General features: G+C 61.1%; 19 protein-coding genes and 1 pseudogene. 1 reads left to right on the forward strand and 19 read right to left on the reverse strand.

The genetic code is table 11. The annotated features are described in order from the left end of the window. The 17 genes and pseudogenes from RV1423_RS29080 to RV1423_RS15135 all read right to left on the reverse strand — a co-directional run. Positions 1 to 140 (reverse strand): annotated as a pseudogene (locus RV1423_RS29080) (acyloxyacyl hydrolase); the annotation flags it as partial. Beyond that, the gene (locus RV1423_RS29085) at positions 140 to 697 is read right to left on the reverse strand and encodes a plasmid pRiA4b ORF-3 family protein (RefSeq protein ID WP_081768838.1); all 558 of its coding nucleotides are present in this window, start codon (positions 695 to 697) and stop codon (positions 140 to 142) included. The gene RV1423_RS29085 and the pseudogene RV1423_RS29080, both read right to left, overlap by 1 nt. A gap of 177 nt (positions 698 to 874) precedes the next feature. Next, positions 875 to 1,489 carry a HupE/UreJ family protein gene (locus RV1423_RS15065; RefSeq protein ID WP_034298111.1) on the reverse strand — a complete coding sequence of 205 codons (615 nt, stop codon included), beginning with the start codon at positions 1,487 to 1,489 and terminating at the stop codon, positions 875 to 877. A gap of 77 nt (positions 1,490 to 1,566) precedes the next feature. Beyond that, positions 1,567 to 2,196, reverse strand: a complete 630-nt coding sequence (ureG, locus tag RV1423_RS15070) for an urease accessory protein UreG (RefSeq protein ID WP_034298112.1) — start codon at positions 2,194 to 2,196, stop codon at positions 1,567 to 1,569. 61 nt (positions 2,197 to 2,257) lie between these two features. Then, positions 2,258 to 2,938 carry an urease accessory protein UreF gene (locus tag RV1423_RS15075; RefSeq protein ID WP_034298113.1) on the reverse strand — a complete coding sequence of 227 codons (681 nt, stop codon included), beginning with the start codon at positions 2,936 to 2,938 and terminating at the stop codon, positions 2,258 to 2,260. Positions 2,939 to 2,955: 17 nt separating this feature from the next. Then, positions 2,956 to 3,465: an urease accessory protein UreE gene (gene ureE / locus RV1423_RS15080; RefSeq protein ID WP_034298114.1), complete on the reverse strand. Its 510-nt coding sequence runs from the start codon at positions 3,463 to 3,465 to the stop codon at positions 2,956 to 2,958. Between the two features lie 7 nt (positions 3,466 to 3,472). Then, positions 3,473 to 5,173 carry an urease subunit alpha gene (ureC, locus tag RV1423_RS15085; protein WP_034298116.1) on the reverse strand — a complete coding sequence of 567 codons (1,701 nt, stop codon included), beginning with the start codon at positions 5,171 to 5,173 and terminating at the stop codon, positions 3,473 to 3,475. Further along, positions 5,170 to 5,496, reverse strand: a complete 327-nt coding sequence (locus RV1423_RS15090; protein WP_034298122.1) for an urease subunit beta — start codon at positions 5,494 to 5,496, stop codon at positions 5,170 to 5,172. Before RV1423_RS15090 ends, ureC begins: the two co-directional genes overlap by 4 nt. Before the next feature lie 11 nt (positions 5,497 to 5,507). Beyond that, on the reverse strand, positions 5,508 to 5,810 hold the full coding sequence (locus tag RV1423_RS15095) for an urease subunit gamma (RefSeq protein WP_034298124.1): 303 nt from the start codon (positions 5,808 to 5,810) through the stop codon (positions 5,508 to 5,510). Between the two features lie 30 nt (positions 5,811 to 5,840). Then, entirely contained in the window at positions 5,841 to 6,731 is an 891-nt protein-coding gene (locus RV1423_RS15100; RefSeq protein WP_034298127.1) for an urease accessory protein UreD, read from the reverse strand. Positions 6,732 to 6,818: 87 nt separating this feature from the next. Then, on the reverse strand, positions 6,819 to 7,517 hold the full coding sequence (gene urtE, locus RV1423_RS15105; RefSeq protein WP_034298130.1) for an urea ABC transporter ATP-binding subunit UrtE: 699 nt from the start codon (positions 7,515 to 7,517) through the stop codon (positions 6,819 to 6,821). Positions 7,518 to 7,549: 32 nt separating this feature from the next. Continuing rightward, the gene (urtD, locus tag RV1423_RS15110; RefSeq protein WP_051516697.1) at positions 7,550 to 8,404 is read right to left on the reverse strand and encodes an urea ABC transporter ATP-binding protein UrtD; all 855 of its coding nucleotides are present in this window, start codon (positions 8,402 to 8,404) and stop codon (positions 7,550 to 7,552) included. Then, complete coding sequence (gene urtC / locus RV1423_RS15115; RefSeq protein ID WP_034298132.1) at positions 8,401 to 9,516, reverse strand: urea ABC transporter permease subunit UrtC; 1,116 nt, start codon at positions 9,514 to 9,516, stop codon at positions 8,401 to 8,403. Before urtC ends, urtD begins: the two co-directional genes overlap by 4 nt. Then, the gene (urtB, locus tag RV1423_RS15120; protein ID WP_034298134.1) at positions 9,513 to 11,129 is read right to left on the reverse strand and encodes an urea ABC transporter permease subunit UrtB; all 1,617 of its coding nucleotides are present in this window, start codon (positions 11,127 to 11,129) and stop codon (positions 9,513 to 9,515) included. The genes urtC and urtB overlap by 4 nt, the downstream gene beginning before the upstream one ends. A 194-nt stretch (positions 11,130 to 11,323) precedes the next feature. Then, on the reverse strand, positions 11,324 to 12,577 hold the full coding sequence (gene urtA, locus RV1423_RS15125; RefSeq protein WP_034298136.1) for an urea ABC transporter substrate-binding protein: 1,254 nt from the start codon (positions 12,575 to 12,577) through the stop codon (positions 11,324 to 11,326). A gap of 224 nt (positions 12,578 to 12,801) precedes the next feature. After that, entirely contained in the window at positions 12,802 to 13,629 is an 828-nt protein-coding gene (locus RV1423_RS15130; RefSeq protein WP_034298138.1) for a ferritin-like domain-containing protein, read from the reverse strand. Between the two features lie 93 nt (positions 13,630 to 13,722). Next, complete coding sequence (locus RV1423_RS15135; RefSeq protein ID WP_051516698.1) at positions 13,723 to 14,991, reverse strand: MFS transporter; 1,269 nt, start codon at positions 14,989 to 14,991, stop codon at positions 13,723 to 13,725. 92 nt (positions 14,992 to 15,083) lie between these two features. Here RV1423_RS15135 and RV1423_RS15140 point away from each other — a divergent pair, with 92 nt between their 5' ends. Next, positions 15,084 to 16,022: a LysR family transcriptional regulator gene (locus RV1423_RS15140; RefSeq protein ID WP_034298140.1), complete on the forward strand. Its 939-nt coding sequence runs from the start codon at positions 15,084 to 15,086 to the stop codon at positions 16,020 to 16,022. A gap of 30 nt (positions 16,023 to 16,052) precedes the next feature. Here RV1423_RS15140 and dapA read toward each other — a convergent pair whose 3' ends face one another. Then, positions 16,053 to 16,922 carry a 4-hydroxy-tetrahydrodipicolinate synthase gene (gene dapA / locus RV1423_RS15145; protein ID WP_034298143.1) on the reverse strand — a complete coding sequence of 290 codons (870 nt, stop codon included), beginning with the start codon at positions 16,920 to 16,922 and terminating at the stop codon, positions 16,053 to 16,055. A gap of 318 nt (positions 16,923 to 17,240) precedes the next feature. Further along, positions 17,241 to 17,894 (reverse strand): HD domain-containing protein, encoded by a 654-nt coding sequence (locus RV1423_RS15150; protein WP_034298145.1) that lies wholly within the window; start codon positions 17,892 to 17,894, stop codon positions 17,241 to 17,243. Positions 17,895 to 17,985: the final 91 nt, after the last annotated feature.

Below are 17,985 nucleotides of genomic sequence, written 5' to 3' on the forward strand. Positions count from 1 at the left end.
GCTTTTACCACCGCAAAGTTCACCCCTCCGTTCGGCTGCTTGATGCCACCATTCGAAAAATGCTGCAGCTTCACTCCCAGGTCCAGTCCGTTCGAAAACACATAACCAGCTCCTATGTGATCGCCAAATTGGAACGCCGTTATGCCTTCATTCTACGAATACGGGAATTTGCGGAATTGATATCAAATCCCTCTGGATCAAAGACGCCCCCAATCCAACGCAACATGTCGACATGCTGTTCATGTTTAGGATTTGCGATTGCACTGAGGAATTCCCCATAGCCCCAAACTCCTCCGACATCTTCAGGTGGGCAAGCCCGTTGTCCGGCTGTGCAAAGTGATCCCTTCCAGGATGGATGCGCCTCCCGGCTTTGCTCAAGCACCACCCGGTGTTGCCAATCGTCGCCAAAATCGTATTCATAGATGAACTCGCGCACCTGACCAACCAGCACGGCCGACAGTTTGACACCTTTCTCATCGACCAACTTTCGATCGCCAAAGGGATCTGGTTCACTGTAACAGTCATCGCCGATATGGAATTGGTGGAGATGGTTATTGGTCCAGCCCATGGCACCTTGTATAGCGCGATGCAGTTTGGGCAAGGTGATGGTGGCCGGCACCAGCAGGCGGCGCCATATCATGGGCTCGATGCGCGTTAGTTCAATGCGCAAGCTATAGTAGGTTAGGGAGGTCGTCATTTGGGAAATTATAAGACACTGCCACAGTGACCTGCACGACGCGGCTGAATGTCCCAACGGATCATACGATGAGCGACTACGTTGGAAACAAAAAAAGGGCCGCGTTTGCAACGCGACCCTCTATCAAACAGTGTGCAACGGCTGGCTATCTACCGCGAGCTATTCGGCATCAAATTATTAAGCAGCACTCAGCAGATAAGCGCCCACCGCCGCAATGCCAACCCCGCCGAGACGTACAACCCCGTCTGCCATTCGTTTGCCGGCAACCAGGCCGAGCGTCAGGCCGGCCGCATGCAGCAAGGCAGTGGCAAGTACAAAGCCGAAAGCGTACGTCGCTGCCGATGAACCATGCGGCAATTCGCTGCCATGCGCATAACCGTGGAACAGCGCGAATAAAGACACCACCAATGTACTTGTCCATAAAGGCATTTTGACGGCGAAGGCAATCAGCAGACCAAGTACAGCGACTGATGCCGCGATGCCGGTTTCCGCAGCAGGAATTTCGAGGCCGACGAGCGCCAGCAATGCACCGATTACCATCATCAGCGGGAACGCCAGCGGCAGCACCCACAACGCGGAGCGCTTGTTCTGTGCAGCCCAGAGACCGACAGCAAGCATTGCCAACAAATGGTCAATGCCGGAGAACGGATGGCTGAAGCCGGCGCCAAAACTCATCGACGCCGTCATCATGGAGCCGGGATGTCCAGGATGCGCCAATGCGCTGCCGGCAGCGAGCGCGGCAATAGCCAATGCGCCGGTACGCGTCGCTGTTTTGGTGGAAATGCGGAACATATTTTTCTCCTTAGGATAGATCTTCGTGAATATGTGCATACGCACAATAAACCTGAGTATGAAATCGACCGGCAGTATTACTTCTTCTCATCCAGCAAACCTTGCTTACGGATGTAATCGATGACCGTCTCCACGCCATCGCCGCTACGCAGATTGGTGAAGACAAAAGGTCGCTCGCCGCGCATGCGCTTGGCGTCCTGCGCCATGATGTCGAGATTGGCGCCGACATAAGGAGCGAGGTCGGTTTTGTTGATGATCAACAGATCCGACCGCGTAATGCCGGGGCCACCCTTGCGCGGAATTTTTTCGCCGCCGGCGACGTCGATGACATAGATGGTCAGGTCCGACAATTCCGGACTGAACGTCGCCGCCAGATTGTCGCCGCCGGATTCTACCAGTATCAGGTCGAGGTCGGGGAAGTCGGCACTCATGCGCGCGATCGCTTCCAGGTTGATCGACGCATCCTCACGGATTGCGGTGTGCGGGCAGCCGCCGGTCTCGACGCCCATCAGGCGCTCGGCTGGCAAGGCATCGGCGCGCAGCAGGATTTCCATGTCCTCCTTGGTGTAGATGTCATTGGTAATGACCGCCATGTCATAATGGTCGCGCATGCGCTTGCACAGCATTTCGCACAGCGCCGTCTTGCCGGAGCCGACCGGGCCGCCGATGCCTACGCGCAGTGGATTGGGAGAGGATGGATTGCTCATGGTTATCTCGATTAAAAACGGATTCTATAAACTGCAAACGTACATGATATTGCGGATCGCCTCAGGAGCGATAGAGACGGCTGTACTGCACCTCATGCTGCATCGACAGCAGCGACAAGCCGGGCGACCAGTTGGATAAATCGTCATCGCCCAACTCTTGAGCGGTTCTCGCGGCAGCTTCAAGCTCCGGCTGCAGCGACAGCAAGAGGCGTTGTCCGGCAACCTGCCCAAGCGGCACCGACTTGACGCAGACCAGCACCTGATTCTCCACCCAGGCGAAGAGCATGCCCAGCAACGCCGCGTCATGCGGCACATTCAACGCCACTGCGGCATAGGCCAGCGCAGTCGGCAACGGCACTTCTGTTTGCGACTGCATCAGGCCGCGCAACATGTCGTCGCCGATTTGCAGATCGACGGCCAGCTTGCTCAGCGAATATCCCATCTGTATCGTCTCGGCGCGGAACTCTGCGGTATCGCGGGCGGCGATGAAACGTTCGTTCCACAGGCTCACCTCTTGCGCGTCGCGTGCTGCGAACGCCTGCAGCAAACGCCAGAATATCGGCGCTTCAAAACGCGCCACCACCTCGTGCAGCGAATCCACGATCCACGTCCGCGCGCTCGCTTCGTTCTTGACCGCGCCGTTTTCGATCGCCGCCTCCAGGCCCTGCGAATAGCTGTACGCACCGATCGGTAGCGACGGGCTGGTCAGTTGAAGCAGATGGAGAAGGGCTTGTGCTTGCATGGGATGCTGGCCGGTGATCAGGATTTGTCGCCGGGGCGATGGATTTTCTGACGTACCGGAATCGGGGCCAGCGGATGATGGTGATCGTCGCCGTGATGATGATGGCCGCCGCCGTAAGCGCCGGACTCCGGCTCGAAAGCCGCTTCTTCTTCCGTTACGCGCGCGCCGAGGCCCTCCAGCATTTCCTTCAGAACCGGGTCCTTCCTGATGCGCAGAAAACCTTCGCCGACTTGGGCCTGGGTATGGCGATTGCCGAGATGAAAAGCGCAACGCAGCAACTGGTGCGGCGAACTTGCTTCAACCCGATAGGTAGCCTCCCTGGCGGCATTGATCTTCACCACGCGACCATCATCGCCGCGCAGCAGATCGCCGTTGCGCAGCACCGTGCCGCGCAACGTGAAGACCGCCACTTCTTCGCCGGACGTCATGGTTGCGCGCAGGCGGCTTTTTTCTCGCAGGTCGTAAGGCAGCAGCAGTTCACCATCGACACGGTCGGACTGATCAATCTTGGTATTCAGAGTCAGCATGATTTCTTCAGAACAGGAAATAACGTTGCGCCAGCGGCAAGACCTTGGCCGGTTCGCAGACCAGCAACTCGCCGTCGGCGCGCACTTCATAAGTTTCGGAATCGACTTCCATCTTCGGCGTCGCGCCGTTGTGGATCATGTCGCGCTTGCGCAGGTTGCGCATGCCCTTGACCGGCACCACCGGCTTGTTCAGCTTGAGCATGTCGCCGATGCCGGCGTCGAATGCCGACTGCGAGACGAAGGTCATCGAGGTCTTCAAGCCGCCGCCATAGGCACCGAACATCATGCGGTAATGCACAGGTTGCGGCGTCGGGATCGAGGCGTTCGGATCTCCCATCTGCGCTGCGGCGATCATGCCGCTCTTGAGGATCATCGATGGTTTGACGCCGAAGAAGGCGGGCTTCCACAGCACGATATCGGCGACCTTGCCGACCTCCAGCGAACCGACCACATGCGAAACGCCGTGTGTGATGGCCGGATTGATGGTGTACTTGGCGATATAGCGCTTGACGCGGAAATTGTCGTGCCGCGACGGATCCTCTGCCAGCGAACCGCGCTGCGTTTTCATCTTGTGAGCGGTCTGCCAGGTGCGCATGATTACCTCGCCGACGCGGCCCATCGCCTGCGAGTCCGAGGACATCATCGAGATCGCGCCGATGTCGTGCAAGATGTCTTCCGCCGCGATGGTCTCGCGCCGGATGCGCGACTCGGCGAAGGCGATGTCTTCGGCAATCGCCGGATCCAGGTGATGACAGACCATCAGCATGTCCAGATGTTCGTCCAGCGTGTTGACGGTGAATGGCCGCGTCGGATTGGTCGACGACGGCAGCACGTTGCTCTCGCCGACCGCTGCGATGATGTCGGGCGCATGGCCGCCGCCCGCGCCTTCAGTGTGGAAGGTGTGGATAGTGCGATCCTTGAACGCGGCCAGCGTGTGTTCGAGGAAGCCGCCTTCGTTCAGCGTATCGCTATGGATTGCCACCTGGACGTCGAGACGGTCGGCCACCGACAGGCAATTGTCGATCGCCGCCGGCGTGGTGCCCCAGTCTTCATGCAGCTTGAGGCCGATGGCGCCGGCATGGACTTGTTCTTCCAATGGCGTCGGCAGGCTCACGTTGCCCTTGCCGAGGAAGCCTAGGTTCATCGGGAAGGCGTCGGCCGCCGACAGCATCGAATGGATATGCCACGGCCCCGGCGTGCAGGTCGTCGCCGCCGTACCGACCGCCGGACCGGTGCCGCCGCCGATCATGGTGGTGACGCCGCTCATCAGCGCCTCCTCGATCTGTTGCGGGCAGATGAAATGGATGTGCGTGTCGATGCCGCCGGCCGTCACGATCATGCCTTCGCCGGCGATGATCTCGGTGGCGCCGCCGATGGCCATGGTCACGTCCGGCTGGATGTCCGGATTGCCGGCCTTGCCGATGCCGGCGATTTTGCCGCCCTTGAGACCGATGTCGGCCTTGACGATGCCCCAGTGGTCGACAATCACGGCATTGGTGATCACTGTGTCCATGACGTCCTTGTAGTTGCGCTGCGACTGGCCCATGCCGTCGCGGATCACCTTGCCGCCGCCGAATTTGACCTCTTCGCCATAGGTCGTGAAGTCCTTTTCGATCTCGATGAACAGCTCGGTATCGGCCAGACGCAAACGGTCGCCGACGGTAGGGCCGAACATCTCGGCATAAGCCTGACGCGAAATCTTGCTCATTGTTTGCTTCCCTTCTTGTCGAGTGCGCCCATCACCTTGGCGTTGAAGCCGTAGACCTTGCGGTCGCCGGCCAGCGCCACCAGCTCCACCGTGCGCTCCTGGCCCGGCTCGAAGCGTACTGCAGTGCCGGCGGCGATGTTCAGGCGCATGCCGTAGCCGATCCGACGATCGAATTTCAGCGCCGGATTTGTTTCAAAAAAATGAAAATGAGAACCGACCTGGATCGGGCGGTCGCCGCTATTGGCGACGTTGACGCTCGCCGTGCGGCGACCGACGTTGAGTTCGATGTCGCCGGGTTCGACCAGCATTTCTCCTGGAATCATCGTGGCGCTCCTTAAGGAATGGGATGGTGAACCGTGACCAGCTTGCTGCCGTCAGGGAACGTCGCTTCAACCTGGATGTCGGGAATCATCTCCGCCACGCCGTCCATGACGTCGGCGCGCGTGAGGATCCTGGTGCCTTCCGACATCAGCTCTGCGACGGTGCGGCCGTCGCGCGCGCCTTCCATGATAGCGGCGGTGATCAGCGCCACGGCTTCCGGATAATTCAGTTTCAGGCCGCGCGCCTTGCGTCGTTCGGCCACCAGCGCCGCCGTGAAAATCAGCAGCTTGTCTTTTTCTCGCGGGGTGAGTTCCATGTTTCCATTCTCCCTGGTTCTTTACGTTCGTTATGTATTCCAAATGCGCGGCACAATCGCTTCGCGCGCCAATAATTCGGGCCGGATACGCCGCCACGCATGCGTCAGCCATTGCCGTGCGACCTGGCTGGAGTTGCCCAGATAGCGCAGCACCAATACCTGCTTCATCTGCGTCGCGCCGCTGCGGCCGTCGTGCGCGAGTGCGCCGGTTTGCTCCCGCAGTTCATTCAGGAAGGCGCCGTTCAACGGCATGCCGACCGCGATCAGCGTGGCGCACACCGTATGGCCGGCCAGCGCCAGCGGACTGGTCATCGACGACGTGCCCGCACGCAGGGCGCCTTGCTCGAACCATACCAGCTTGCCGTCGCGGCGAATGCTGGTGCGCTGGCTGACGCGGCCACTGGCGAAGGATTCGCCCGAGGCCGTGCGGCCGAAGCACAAAATTTCTCCGCCGATATAACGGGCATCGGCAGCCAGGTCGACCTGGTGTTCCATGCGCACATCGGCGTCGTTGAAAAAGATGGTTTCTTGCGGCAGCCATTCCAGCGCCGCGCCGGCCGTCGCCGTCAGCGACACCTGCTGCTGCGAGACGAAGCCGTTGGCGCGATACCACTTGCCGGCGCCCGGTGTTGTCAGCAAGGCATGTGCGCGATCGCCGGCGCGGACGTTGATGCTGAGCTGGTCGCCGCCGAGGATGCCGCCCGGCGGATGCACGATGACCGCATGGCAGACCGCCGGTTGCTCCGGGTACAGAGGCTTTTGCACGCGCAAGGGGCCGAAGTGGCTGCGTTCGATCATGCGCGTGGTGCCGGCGTCGTCGGCGAAGCCCAGCGTCAGCCGCGCCTGCTCATGGCGCGACGCGGCAACGACGGCTTGGCCCGACTCCGTGACGGCAGCGGCAGGATCAATGATGCGTTTCATGCAATGTTTTGATTATGAGGACATGGGTCGATGGTGCGGGATGTGCTTTTATAGCAGAGCTGTCGCCAAAACGCACGCCGCCAAGCGTTACACCGCCAGATGCCTCTTGACGTCTTCGTTATCCATCTCGGCTTGCGTGCCCGAAGCGACCACCTCGCCGCGCGACATGACGACGAAGGTATCGGCCAGCTCGCGCGCAAAGTCGAAATATTGTTCGCACAGCAAAATCCCGATATCGCCGCGCTGGCGCAGCAAGCTGATGACGCGGCCGATGTCCTTGATGATGGATGGCTGGATGCCTTCGGTCGGTTCATCGAGGATGATCAGCTTCGGTTCCGCCAGCAGCGCGCGGGCGATCGCCAGTTGCTGTTGCTGGCCGCCCGACAGATCGCCGCCGCGTCGGTGCAGCATTTCCTTGAGCACGGGAAACAGCTCGTAGACTTCGCCCTTGATCGTCGATGCCTTGCGGCCGGATTTGGTCGCCATGCCCATCAACAGGTTTTCTTCGACGGTCAGGCGCGCAAAGATCTCGCGGCCCTGCGGCACATACGCAATGCCGAGCGCGGCGCGTTGATGCGGCTTCAGTCTGGTGATGTCTTTGCTTTCGAGCGTGACGTTGCCGGCAGCCACCGGCAGTACACCCATCAGGCATTTCAGCAGCGTGGTCTTGCCGACGCCGTTGCGGCCGAGCAGCGACAGGCATTTGCCTTTTTCGACAGTAATCGACACGCCGCGCAGCGTGTGCGCGGCGCCGTAGTATTGGTTCAGTTGATTGACTTGCAGCATATTCTTCTCGTCCCGGGTTTAGCGCTCTGGCATTAGCGACCTAAGTACACTTCAATCACGCGATCATCCGACTGCACCTGCTGCATCGTGCCTTCAGCCAGCACCGAGCCTTCGTGCAGCACGGTCACCTTGCCGCCCTGGGCAATCTCTTCGACGAAGCCCATGTCATGCTCGACCACCATGATCGAATGCTTGCCGCGCAACTCGTTGAGCAATTCGGCCGTGCGCACGGTTTCGGCGTCGGACATCCCGGCTACCGGTTCGTCCAGCAGCAGCAATTGCGGTTCCTGCATGAGCAGCATGCCGATTTCCAGCCATTGCTTCTGACCGTGCGAAAGCAGGCCGGCGGCGCGGTTTTCCTGACCGTTGAGGCGGATCAGCTTGAGGCATTCCTCGATCTTGCCGATCTGTTCCGAATTCAGGCGCGCGAACAAGGTGGTCTTCACGCGCTTGTCCATCTTCATCGCCATTTCCAGGTTCTCGAACACGGAATGCTGCTCGAACACCGTCGGTCGCTGGAACTTGCGGCCGATGCCGGCGTGGGCGATTTCATACTCGGTCATCTTGGTCAGGTCGATGGACTGGCCGAAGAAAGCCGTGCCCGCAGTCGGACGCGTCTTGCCGGTGATCACGTCCATCATCGTGGTCTTGCCGGCGCCGTTGGGGCCGATGATGCAACGCAGTTCGCCCACCGAGATGTCGAGATTGAGGTTGTTGATGGCCTTGAAGCCGTCGAACGACACCGTAATGTTTTCCAGATACAGAATCGCACCGTGCGTGGTGTCGACGCCTTCCGGCCTGACGCGCGCATACGAGGTGCCGTGGTCGGCGTGCTGGCTGTTGTCGACGTTGTCTTGCGGCGCCGCCCGATTGTACATTTCGCTCATGCGGCCTCCTTGGCGGGATCCTGTTTCTTGAGTTTCTTGATCAGCCCCAGGATGCCTTGCGGCAGGAACAGCGTGACCAGGATGAAGATCAGCCCCAACGCATACAGCCATAAATCCGGGAACGCCGCGGTGAACCAGCTTTTCAGGCCGTTGACGGTGAACGCGCCGATGATCGGGCCGAGCAGTGAACCGCGCCCGCCGACGGCGGCCCAGATCACCATTTCGATGGAGTTGGCCGGCGACATTTCCGACGGGTTGATGATGCCGACCTGCGGCACGTACAGCGCGCCGGCAATGCCGCACAACACCGCCGACAAGGTCCATACGAACAGCTTGAACCACAGCGGGTTGTAGCCGATGAACATCAATCGCGACTCCGAATCGCGCACGCCTTGCAGCACACGGCCCAGCTTCGACGTCACAATGGCGCGGCACAGCAGCAGCGAGCCGAGCAGGAAGGCCAGCGTCACCAGGTACAGCACCGCCTTGGTCGACGGCGCCGTGATGGTGAAGCCGAGGATGCGCTTGAAGTCGGTGAAGCCGTTGTTGCCGCCGAAGCCGGTGTCGTTGCGGAAGAACAGCAGCATGAAAGCGAAGGTCATTGCCTGCGTGATGATCGAAAAATACACGCCCTTGATGCGCGAACGGAACGCGAAGTAACCGAACACGAACGCCAGCACGCCCGGCACCAGCACCACCAGCAACATGGCGAACCAGAAATGCTCGGTCATCCACCAGTACCACGGATAGGCTTTCCAGTTGAGGAACACCATGAAGTCCGGCAAGTCGCTCTGATACACGCCGTCATGGCCGATGGCGCGCATCAGGTACATGCCGTGCGCATAGCCGCCCAGCGCGAAGAACACGCCGTGGCCGAGCGACAGGATGCCGGTGTAGCCCCATACCAGATCGAGCGCCAGCGCCGCCATGGCGTAGCACATGAACTTGCCGATCAACGCCACGGTATAGCTCGAGATCGCCAGCGGATGGCCGGGCGGAAAGACCAGATTAAGGATCGGCAGCAGCGCCAGGATGAGCGTGCAGACGACGATGCCGATCCATGCCGGACGCGAGAACAGGGACGGTTTCAAAGGTAGATTCAAGGTACTCATTCCACGCTCCTGCCTTTCAGTGCAAACAGGCCTTGCGGGCGTTTTTGGATAAACACGATGATGAACACGAGGATGGCGATCTTGGCCAGCACGGCGCCGGCGACCGGTTCCAGGAACTTGTTCACTTCACCCAGGCCGAACGCGGCGATCACGGTGCCGGCCAATTGACCCACGCCGCCCAATACCACCACCATGAAGGAGTCGACGATGTAGCCCTGGCCGAGGTCGGGACCGACATTGCCGAGCTGCGACAGGGCTACGCCGCCGAGACCGGCGATGCCGCAGCCGAGGCCGAAGGTCATCATGTCGATCTTGCCGGTCGACACGCCGACGCAATCGGCCATGCGGCGATTCTGCGTGACGGCGCGCACGAACAGGCCGAGGCGTGTTTTATTGAGGATCAGCCACACCGCGAACACCACGAATAGCGCGAAGAAGATGATCACGATGCGGTTGTACGACAGCACCAGCGAGCCCAACACCGTGATGCCGCCCGACATCCAGCTCGGGTTGGCGACCTCGACGTTCTGCGCGCCGAAGATCGAGCGCACGCATTGCATCAGCATCAGGCTGATGCCCCAGGTGCACAGCAGCGTTTCGAGCGGACGGCCGTAGAGCCAGCGGATCACCAGGCGTTCCAGCGCGATGCCGACCGCCGCGGCGACGATGAAGGCCGCCGGCAATGCGACGACCAGATAGGCGTCGATCGCGCCGGGGAAGAATTTGCGGAATACCAGTTGGCACACATAGGTCGTGTAAGCACCGATCATCAGCAGCTCGCCGTGCGCCATGTTGATGATGCCCATCAAGCCGAAGGTGATGGCCAGGCCGAGGGCCGCCAGCAACAGCACGCTGCCGAGCGAGACGCCGTAGAACAGCTTGCCGACGAATTCCGTGATCGCCAGGCGGCGGTCCAGCGCCGACAGCGTGCGGACCGCTTCGACGCGCACGCCTTCATCGGTTTCCACGTAGCTGCCGTCGGGATTCCTGGCCAGCATTTGTTCCAGCACCGGCTTCAGGTTGGCGTTGGTGGTCTCGGCCAGCGCCTTGACGGCGGCCTGGCGCGTGGGGGCGTCGGGCGCGTGCAGGTTGGCGGTGGCGACGACCTGCTTCAGCACCGCCTGAATCTCGGCATCTTTTTCCGCGGCCAACGCCTTGCTGATCAGCGGCGTCTGCGCGGCGTCGGCAGTCTTCAGCAAATCGGTCGCCGCGGTCAGGCGCACGGCGCGGTCCGGCGAAAACAATCTGAGGCCGGACAAGGCGCCTTCCACCACGCCGCGCAGGCGGTTGTTGACGGTGATGCCTTCGGCGTCGTCGGGCGCCGGACCGGTCTTGTCGGTGGCGGGATTGAACGCCTCGGTGTCCTCAATGATCAACACGTCGCCGGTAGGCGTCGCGTACAGCGCATCGCTGTTGATGGCGTTGAGGATTTTCTGCGCATCGGCATTGGCGAGCGCGGCGATCTGCGTGACGGCGGCGATGCGCGCATCCGGATCGTCGCCGGCCAGCGGCTTGAGCAGCGCCGGATCAATCGCGGCATGCGCGCCGATCGTCTGGATGCACAGCCAGCCCGTCAGCAAGGCAGAGGCAAGGATGTTGGGAAGAAGTCTCATGATTCTTTTCGGTGGCACTGCAAGACGGAAAGAAGGTCTTGGCGACGCTTGTCTGAGCGTCGTGCAAACGCCAGGACGAGCGGCGCTGCGTAGATTGCACCGGACGGGATGTCGGGCGCCCGGTGCAAGGTGTTACAAAGCAACTGCAAGGAAGATGCGGCTGCTTGCTGCAAAGACGAGAGGCGAAGCCGGGATTACAGCTTTTGCTTGCCTTCGTTGCCAGGGATGTACGGGCTCCATGGCTGCGCGCGGATCGTGGTCTTGGTCTTGTTGACCACGTTGAACTGACCATCGGCCTTGATTTCGCCGATCATCACCGGTTTGTGCAGATGATGGTTGGTCTTGTCCATTTCCAGCGTGTAGCCGGACGGCGCCTTGAACGTCTGACCGCCCATCGCTGCGATCACCTTGTCGGTGTCGGTCGACTTGGCCTTCTCGACAGCCTGCTTCCACATGTAGATGCCGACGTAGGTTGCTTCCATCGGATCGTTGGTCACGACGGTGTCGGCATTCGGCAGACCCTTGGCCTTGGCGTAGGCTTTCCACTTCTTGATGAAGGCGGTATTGACCGGGTTCTTCACGGATTCGAAGTAGTTCCACGCAGCCAGGTGGCCGACCAGCGGCTTGGTGTCGACGCCGCGCAGTTCTTCTTCACCCACCGAGAACGCCACGACAGGCACGTCGGTCGCCTTCAGGCCGGCATTGCCCAGTTCCTTGTAGAACGGCACGTTGGAGTCGCCGTTGATGGTCGAGATCACGGCAGTCTTGCCGCCGGCGGAAAACTTCTTGATGTTGGCGACGATGGTCTGGTAGTCGGAATGGCCGAACGGCGTATAGACTTCATCGATGTCGGAATCCTTCACGCCCTTGCTGTGCAGGAAAGCGCGCAGGATCTTGTTGGTGGTGCGCGGGTACACATAGTCGGTGCCCAGCAGCACGAAACGCTTGGCGCCGCCGCCTTCTTTCGACATCAGGTATTCGGTGGCCGGGATCGCTTGCTGGTTAGGTGCAGCGCCGGTGTAGAACACGTTCTTTTCAAGTTCTTCGCCTTCGTACTGGACCGGGTAGAACAGCAGGCTGTTGAGTTCCTTGAAGACCGGCAGGACAGACTTGCGCGAGACCGAAGTCCAGCAGCCGAACACGACGGAGACCTTGTCTTGCGAAATCAACTGACGCGCTTTTTCAGCGAACAGAGGCCAGTTGGATGCAGGGTCGACGACCACAGGCTCGAGCTTCTTGCCCATGACGCCGCCGTTGGCATTGATTTCATCGATCGTCATCATCGCCACATCCTTGAGCGATGTTTCGGAGATGGCCATGGTGCCCGACAGCGAGTGAAGGATGCCGACCTTGATGGTGTCCGCGGCGAACGCGGCAGGGAGCCAGGAAGAAGCTGCAAGTGCGAACGCGCCGAGTGCTGTTGCTTTTAGGATAGTGCGACGTGACATGAAGTGCTCCTACAGTTAGAAAAATCAATGAAGGTTTGTTGACTGCCCCCATGCTTTAGCAGATTGCGTGCCAATGACAATTCGTCAATCTGCGGGGATTCTTCATGCTTTGCAGAAGCGGGTGCGCATCGACGCACCATTTCGGTGATGGTGGAAATGGCGGCGGTGCGGTCGGAGATGATTTGCCCCAAAAGTGCGCAAATCAGGGATGGGGGTGTTTGTTTTTAGCGCAAAAAAACGTAGTGCATGAGCTGCCGGATCGGATATTGCACCCAGCTTTGCACCTTGGGCGGCAGCTCCAGCGGACGCATGATCATCCTCAACGCCATTTCCGGCGTCAAATTGGTGCGCACGATGGTGTTCATGCGCGCGCTCAACTGACGTAGATAGGCAGCGTCTTCGGCGCGCGCCGGATCGCGGAATCTGAGCACATGGCGGATCGCGCAGTCGGCGTCTTCGTTGCGCATCTCCAGCGTGCGGCGGCTCAGCGTCGCCAGTACGCGCGAGCGGCCGACGCCTTCACGCTCGCGATACTGGCGGAAGTAATGATAGAAATGCTTGTAGTGATTGACCTCGTCGTTCGAAATGCGCGCGGCCAGATCGCGCAGCATCGGCTCTTTTGTGCTGCGCGACAAGGCGCGGTAATACGTTGCCGTGCCGGTTTCGACCACGCAGCGTGCGGCCATTTCCAGCGCCTTGGTCGGCTCCAGCAACTCGACCTTGCAATAGGCGGCGTATTCGCCGAGGAAGCTGTCGTAGGCACTCTGCCAGTCGAATTCGGGCCAGACATGTGCGACGTAGGCGCGCAGCGCGGCGCCATGTTGCAACTCCTCCAGTTCCCATTGTCCGCGCAACCAGGCCACGACTTGTTCGTTGTCATGGAAGAAGTCGACCAGGTTGTGGGTATAGAGATCGGAGCCGCTTTCGACAAAGGATGCGCAGGCTACCAGATAGAAGGTGTATTCGTCGTCGCGCACGCGTTGCAGATCGATGCGGGAGAAATCCAGATCGGCGATACGCCAGCGCGGCTGGTACTGTTCCGGACTTGCCACATTACCTCCTCGACAAAATTGCGATAGAAGTATGACGAAACCGAATAGGCTTGGTTCGCCAACTTGTGTTGGCGATTTGTAACAGCGCATCGCTCAATTGCGGAGTTGCCTGGATGCCAACAACGGGATCGTTGCGCTGAACAGCAACTGCAACAGGCATACCGCAGTCCAGCCGCCCCGATTCCACGCCAGGCCGGACAGCGCCGCGCCGACCGCGCCGCCGACGAACAGGAAGCCGACGAACAAGCCGTTCAGACGCCCGCGCAGTTGCGGCGACAGCAGATTGATCTTGCGTCGTTCCAGCGTCTGTTCGGCGGCGACGCCGCCGTCGAGCAGGATCGCGGCCAGGCCGAGCAACGCCAGCGCAACGCCGGCATGGCCACGCACGTCGAAGCCGCCCCAGCCACTGCCGGCCACGCCGGCAATCAAGGCCGCCGCCAGCACTGCCAGACGACTGCGGCGCGCAGCGATGCGACCGCGTCCGTGGTCGCCGGCGCGTCCGGCAAAAGGCGTCACGCACACCGCGCTCGCGCCAACCAGCGCGAACACCGCGATTCCACCTGCGCCCAGCGAGAACGGCGCTTGCGTCAGCAGCAGCGCAATCGTGGTCCAGTATGACATATACGCTGCCATGCCCAACCCGCCGGTCAACGCACTGTATTGCAAGGTGCGCTCATGCAGCAGCAATTGCCACAGCGAGCGCAGGATTGCGCCATAGCGTTGCACCGTCTGCTGAGGATGGCGTTCCGGCAACACGCGCGCCAGCAGCAGCGCCAGTGTGGCGACGATCAATGCCAGCAGGCCGTAGACCGCGCGCCAGCCGGCAATGCTGGCGATCCATCCGGCCAGCGGGCGCGACAGCATGATGCCTAGCATCAGGCCGCTCATCAGATTGCCGATGACGCGACCGCGATGCGCCTCTTCGCTCATGAAAGCCGCCATTGGCACCAGCATCTGGATCGCGCTCGACAGCACGCCGGCCAGGAAGATCGCTGTCAGGAAAAGCCATGCCTGCGTACTCAGCATCGCCACGCCCAGGCACAGCGCGCACCCCGCCAGCAGGCGCACGATCAGGCGGCGGTTTTCGTGGAGATCGGTCAGCGGCACCACCAGAAACTGGCCGCAGGTATAGCCGAGCAAGGGTAGCATCGCGATCAGGCCGATGGCGCCGTCGGGTATCCGCATGGATGCGCGGATCGCCGCCAGCATCGGCTGGGCGGCATAAAGATTCATGACGATGACGCCAACCGCCGCGGCAAACAGCACCGTCATGGCGGTCGTCATGCGCCTGGCCGGTGTGGCGGGAGGCGGCGGCCGGAAGCCTGTCGGGTCGTCAGCCGGCAGCTTGTTGCATTGTTCCATTCTGGCTCCATTCGAGTTGATGCGGGCCAGTATAGATAGCGGCTAATTATGCGACAATTGAATAATTGTCATAAACAATATGCGAGATTATTTTGAATACGCGAGACCTGCAAGCCTACGTCGCGGTGATTGAAACCGGCTCCATCGTCGCCGCCGCCACGCGGCTGCACCTGACGCAATCCGGCATCACGCGCCGCGTGCAAAGCCTGGAAAGCATGCTAGGCATCGAATTGCTGGATCGCCAGTCAAAGCCGCTCAAGCCTACGTCGGCGGGGCGTGAAGTGTACGACATGGGGCGGCGCGTGCTAGCGTCGGTCGAGGACCTGATCGACCGTGTCTCGCCGCAGGCGCAAGCCAGCGGCGAATTGCGTCTGGGCGTGCCGCCGTTTCTGTCGGAGGCGGCATTAACCTCCCCGCTCGATTGTCTGCGTACGGAGTTCCCCAGGCTCAGCGTGCGCATCACCGCCGCGTGGTCGCCGGGCCTGATGGACATGCTGGGAAAAAATGCCATCGATGCCGCCGCCGTGATCGTGCCCGATGGCGTGCCGCCGCCCGAGCGCTTTCAGCTCCATGTGCTGGGGCGCGAACCGGCGCTGGTGGTCGCGGCTAAATCGCTGAAGCTGCCCAGGGGCGACCTCGGGTTGGCCGACCTGACGCCGCAATCCTGGGTACTCAATCAGGATGGCTGCGGACTGCGCAGCGCCATCCGGCATGCGCTAGAGGCATTGCGTCTGCCCTTCACGGTCGCGGTGGAAGCTTTCGGTGCCGAACTGCAATTGTCGCTGGTGGCGCGCGGAGTCGGCATCGGCATCACCACCCCCAGCGCACTCAAGCGCAGCGCTTTCCGCAAGCAGATCCGGGTCTTGTCGGTGCCGGAATTCGACAACGGCATGAAGGTCTGGCTACTGCACGCACCGGCGCTGTCGAGCGGCCGGCTGGCGGCGCCGCTGGCGCGTTTTCGCAGCAGCCTTGCCGATGTCCTGCGCCAGCAAGGCATCGCCAGCGGCAATCCCGCCGCCGGCTTGTCCTGAACGGCAGCGCCGTCGGATTCGGATCCGGACTCAGAGACAGCCGAGCCGCAGCAATTCGCGGTGCAACTTCTCGCGCAATGGCGGCGAACCGGGCTGCATCGGTGCGCGCAGTTCGTCGCGCGCCATGCCCATCAGCGACAAGGCGGTCTTGATGGCTGCCGGATTCGGTTCGGCGAACAGCAACCGGATCAGCGGCAGCAAATTGTAGAATTGTTCGCGGGCTTCGATCAGCCGCTGTTCGCTCACCAGTTGCGCCACGCGCACGAACAGGTCGGGACGGATATGCGCCGCGGCGGTGATCGCGCCGCTGCCGCCGAGGCACAGCGTGATGAAAATCTGTTCGTCTTCTCCGGCCAGTATCTGCAGGCCGCCGTGGGCGATCAGGTCCATGGTCGCCGCCGCGCTGCCGCCGCAATCTTTCACCGCGACGATGCGCTCGTGTGCCGCGAGTTCGAGGATGGTGGCGACATCGATATGAACGCCGGTGCGATAAGGGATGTTGTAGACGATGATGGGAACGTTCGCGGCGTCGGCCATCGCCAGATAGAAGGCGCGCAGGCCAAGCTGCGAAGGGCGGATGTAATACGGCGCCGGAATCAGCAGGCCGGCGATCGGACGCTGCTGGATTTTTTCCAGTCTTTCCAGCATCGCCGCCTGTCGGTTGCCGGCAAGGCCCATGACCACCGGACAGCCGGGAGCGGCGTCGAGGATGGCGTCCAGCACCGCCAGTTGCTCATCGTCGTCGAGCGCCGCCGCCTCCGCAGTCGAGCCGCAGGCCACCAGGCCGGACACACCGGCACCGACCATGCTGCGCGCCAGCGTCTGCAAAGCGGGGAAGTCGATCTCGCCGTCGTGGAAAGGCGTGATCAGGGGAATCCAGATACCGTCAAAAGCTGCCATACAACACTCCATTCAATTGATGCATGAAGACCGTCTATGTCTGTCTGGAAGGAGGAGGGGAATGTGCACCGTGTTGCAGGAAGAGGGAAAGAGTCCGGCCTGCATTCGCCATCCTGTCGACCCACCTGACAGGACAGCGCGCCCCGGTCAGATGAGCGACTGTTTCTTTGGTTTGCCGGCCGCGGCTGCGTGCGCAGGCATGGCCAGTGCAAGCAGGCTCAGCGACAACAGGCAGGACAGGGCGACGGTAAACATGAAGGATGAAATACGTAGCAACGCAATGCAAACGATTCTAGCAGCATTTCCGGAACCGGTTTTTCAGGCAACCGGATCTTCCCATTCCGCCGCAAACGTGTCGCGGAATTCGCGCAGCCATTGCATGCGCCGTTCGCCGAGCTTGCGGCCGGCGGCGGTCTGCATTGTCGCCGGCAAGGTTTCCAGTTTGCAGGCGATATGATCGAGCGCATAACGTTGGTCGTCCGGCGAGCGTTGCGTTGCGCACACATCGCCGTCATGGGCGAGCCGGCTGCCCATACGTCCGGCGGTATAGAAGAGGCGCGCCAATCCGACTGCGCCGAGCGCGTCGAGGCGGTCGGCATCCTGCACGATTTGCGCTTCGATGGTCGTCGGCGTAATGCCGGCCGAAAAACTGTGCGCTTCAATCGCATGCGCGACGGGGGCCAATTTCTCTTGCGGGAAACGCAGTTGTTCGAGATGGCGGCAAGCCAGTTGCGCGGCTTGGCGCGAAGCGAGATGACGTTGCGGGTGGTTCTTGGGCAGGTTCACCAGGTCGTGCAGGTAACAGGCCGCCAGCACCGTCAGCGCATCGGCTTGCGGATGTTCATCGAGCAGGGTTTGCGCTGCGCGCCAGACGCGATGCAAGTGATTGAGGTCGTGGGCGCCATCGTCGCCGGCGAGCTTGCCGGCCAGCGTTGCCAGTTGCGTTTGCCAGTCTTGCAGAAGATGATTCATGGAAGAGCGTATTTGTGATCGCGGAACAGTGATCATAGCGGAACGGAATGCGCCGCCGGAATGAAACAAAGCCCGCCTAGGCGAGCTTCGT

Origin of the sequence: Herbaspirillum sp. RV1423, assembly GCF_000577615.1 — a bacterium.
Taxonomy (GTDB): domain Bacteria; phylum Pseudomonadota; class Gammaproteobacteria; order Burkholderiales; family Burkholderiaceae_D; genus Herbaspirillum.

Coding starts and splice junctions, on each gene's coding strand:
- RV1423_RS29085 (WP_081768838.1), bottom strand. CDS start 697: ATGACGACCTCCCTAACCTACTATAGCTTGCGCATTGAACTAACGCGC.
- RV1423_RS15065 (WP_034298111.1), bottom strand. CDS start 1,489: ATGTTCCGCATTTCCACCAAAACAGCGACGCGTACCGGCGCATTGGCT.
- ureG (WP_034298112.1), bottom strand. CDS start 2,196: ATGAGCAATCCATCCTCTCCCAATCCACTGCGCGTAGGCATCGGCGGC.
- RV1423_RS15075 (WP_034298113.1), bottom strand. CDS start 2,938: ATGCAAGCACAAGCCCTTCTCCATCTGCTTCAACTGACCAGCCCGTCG.
- ureE (WP_034298114.1), bottom strand. CDS start 3,465: ATGCTGACTCTGAATACCAAGATTGATCAGTCCGACCGTGTCGATGGT.
- ureC (WP_034298116.1), bottom strand. CDS start 5,173: ATGAGCAAGATTTCGCGTCAGGCTTATGCCGAGATGTTCGGCCCTACC.
- RV1423_RS15090 (WP_034298122.1), bottom strand. CDS start 5,496: ATGATTCCAGGAGAAATGCTGGTCGAACCCGGCGACATCGAACTCAAC.
- RV1423_RS15095 (WP_034298124.1), bottom strand. CDS start 5,810: ATGGAACTCACCCCGCGAGAAAAAGACAAGCTGCTGATTTTCACGGCG.
- RV1423_RS15100 (WP_034298127.1), bottom strand. CDS start 6,731: ATGAAACGCATCATTGATCCTGCCGCTGCCGTCACGGAGTCGGGCCAA.
- urtE (WP_034298130.1), bottom strand. CDS start 7,517: ATGCTGCAAGTCAATCAACTGAACCAATACTACGGCGCCGCGCACACG.
- urtD (WP_051516697.1), bottom strand. CDS start 8,404: ATGAGCGAAATGTACAATCGGGCGGCGCCGCAAGACAACGTCGACAAC.
- urtC (WP_034298132.1), bottom strand. CDS start 9,516: ATGAGTACCTTGAATCTACCTTTGAAACCGTCCCTGTTCTCGCGTCCG.
- urtB (WP_034298134.1), bottom strand. CDS start 11,129: ATGAGACTTCTTCCCAACATCCTTGCCTCTGCCTTGCTGACGGGCTGG.
- urtA (WP_034298136.1), bottom strand. CDS start 12,577: ATGTCACGTCGCACTATCCTAAAAGCAACAGCACTCGGCGCGTTCGCA.
- RV1423_RS15135 (WP_051516698.1), bottom strand. CDS start 14,991: ATGGAACAATGCAACAAGCTGCCGGCTGACGACCCGACAGGCTTCCGG.
- dapA (WP_034298143.1), bottom strand. CDS start 16,922: ATGGCAGCTTTTGACGGTATCTGGATTCCCCTGATCACGCCTTTCCAC.
- RV1423_RS15150 (WP_034298145.1), bottom strand. CDS start 17,894: ATGAATCATCTTCTGCAAGACTGGCAAACGCAACTGGCAACGCTGGCC.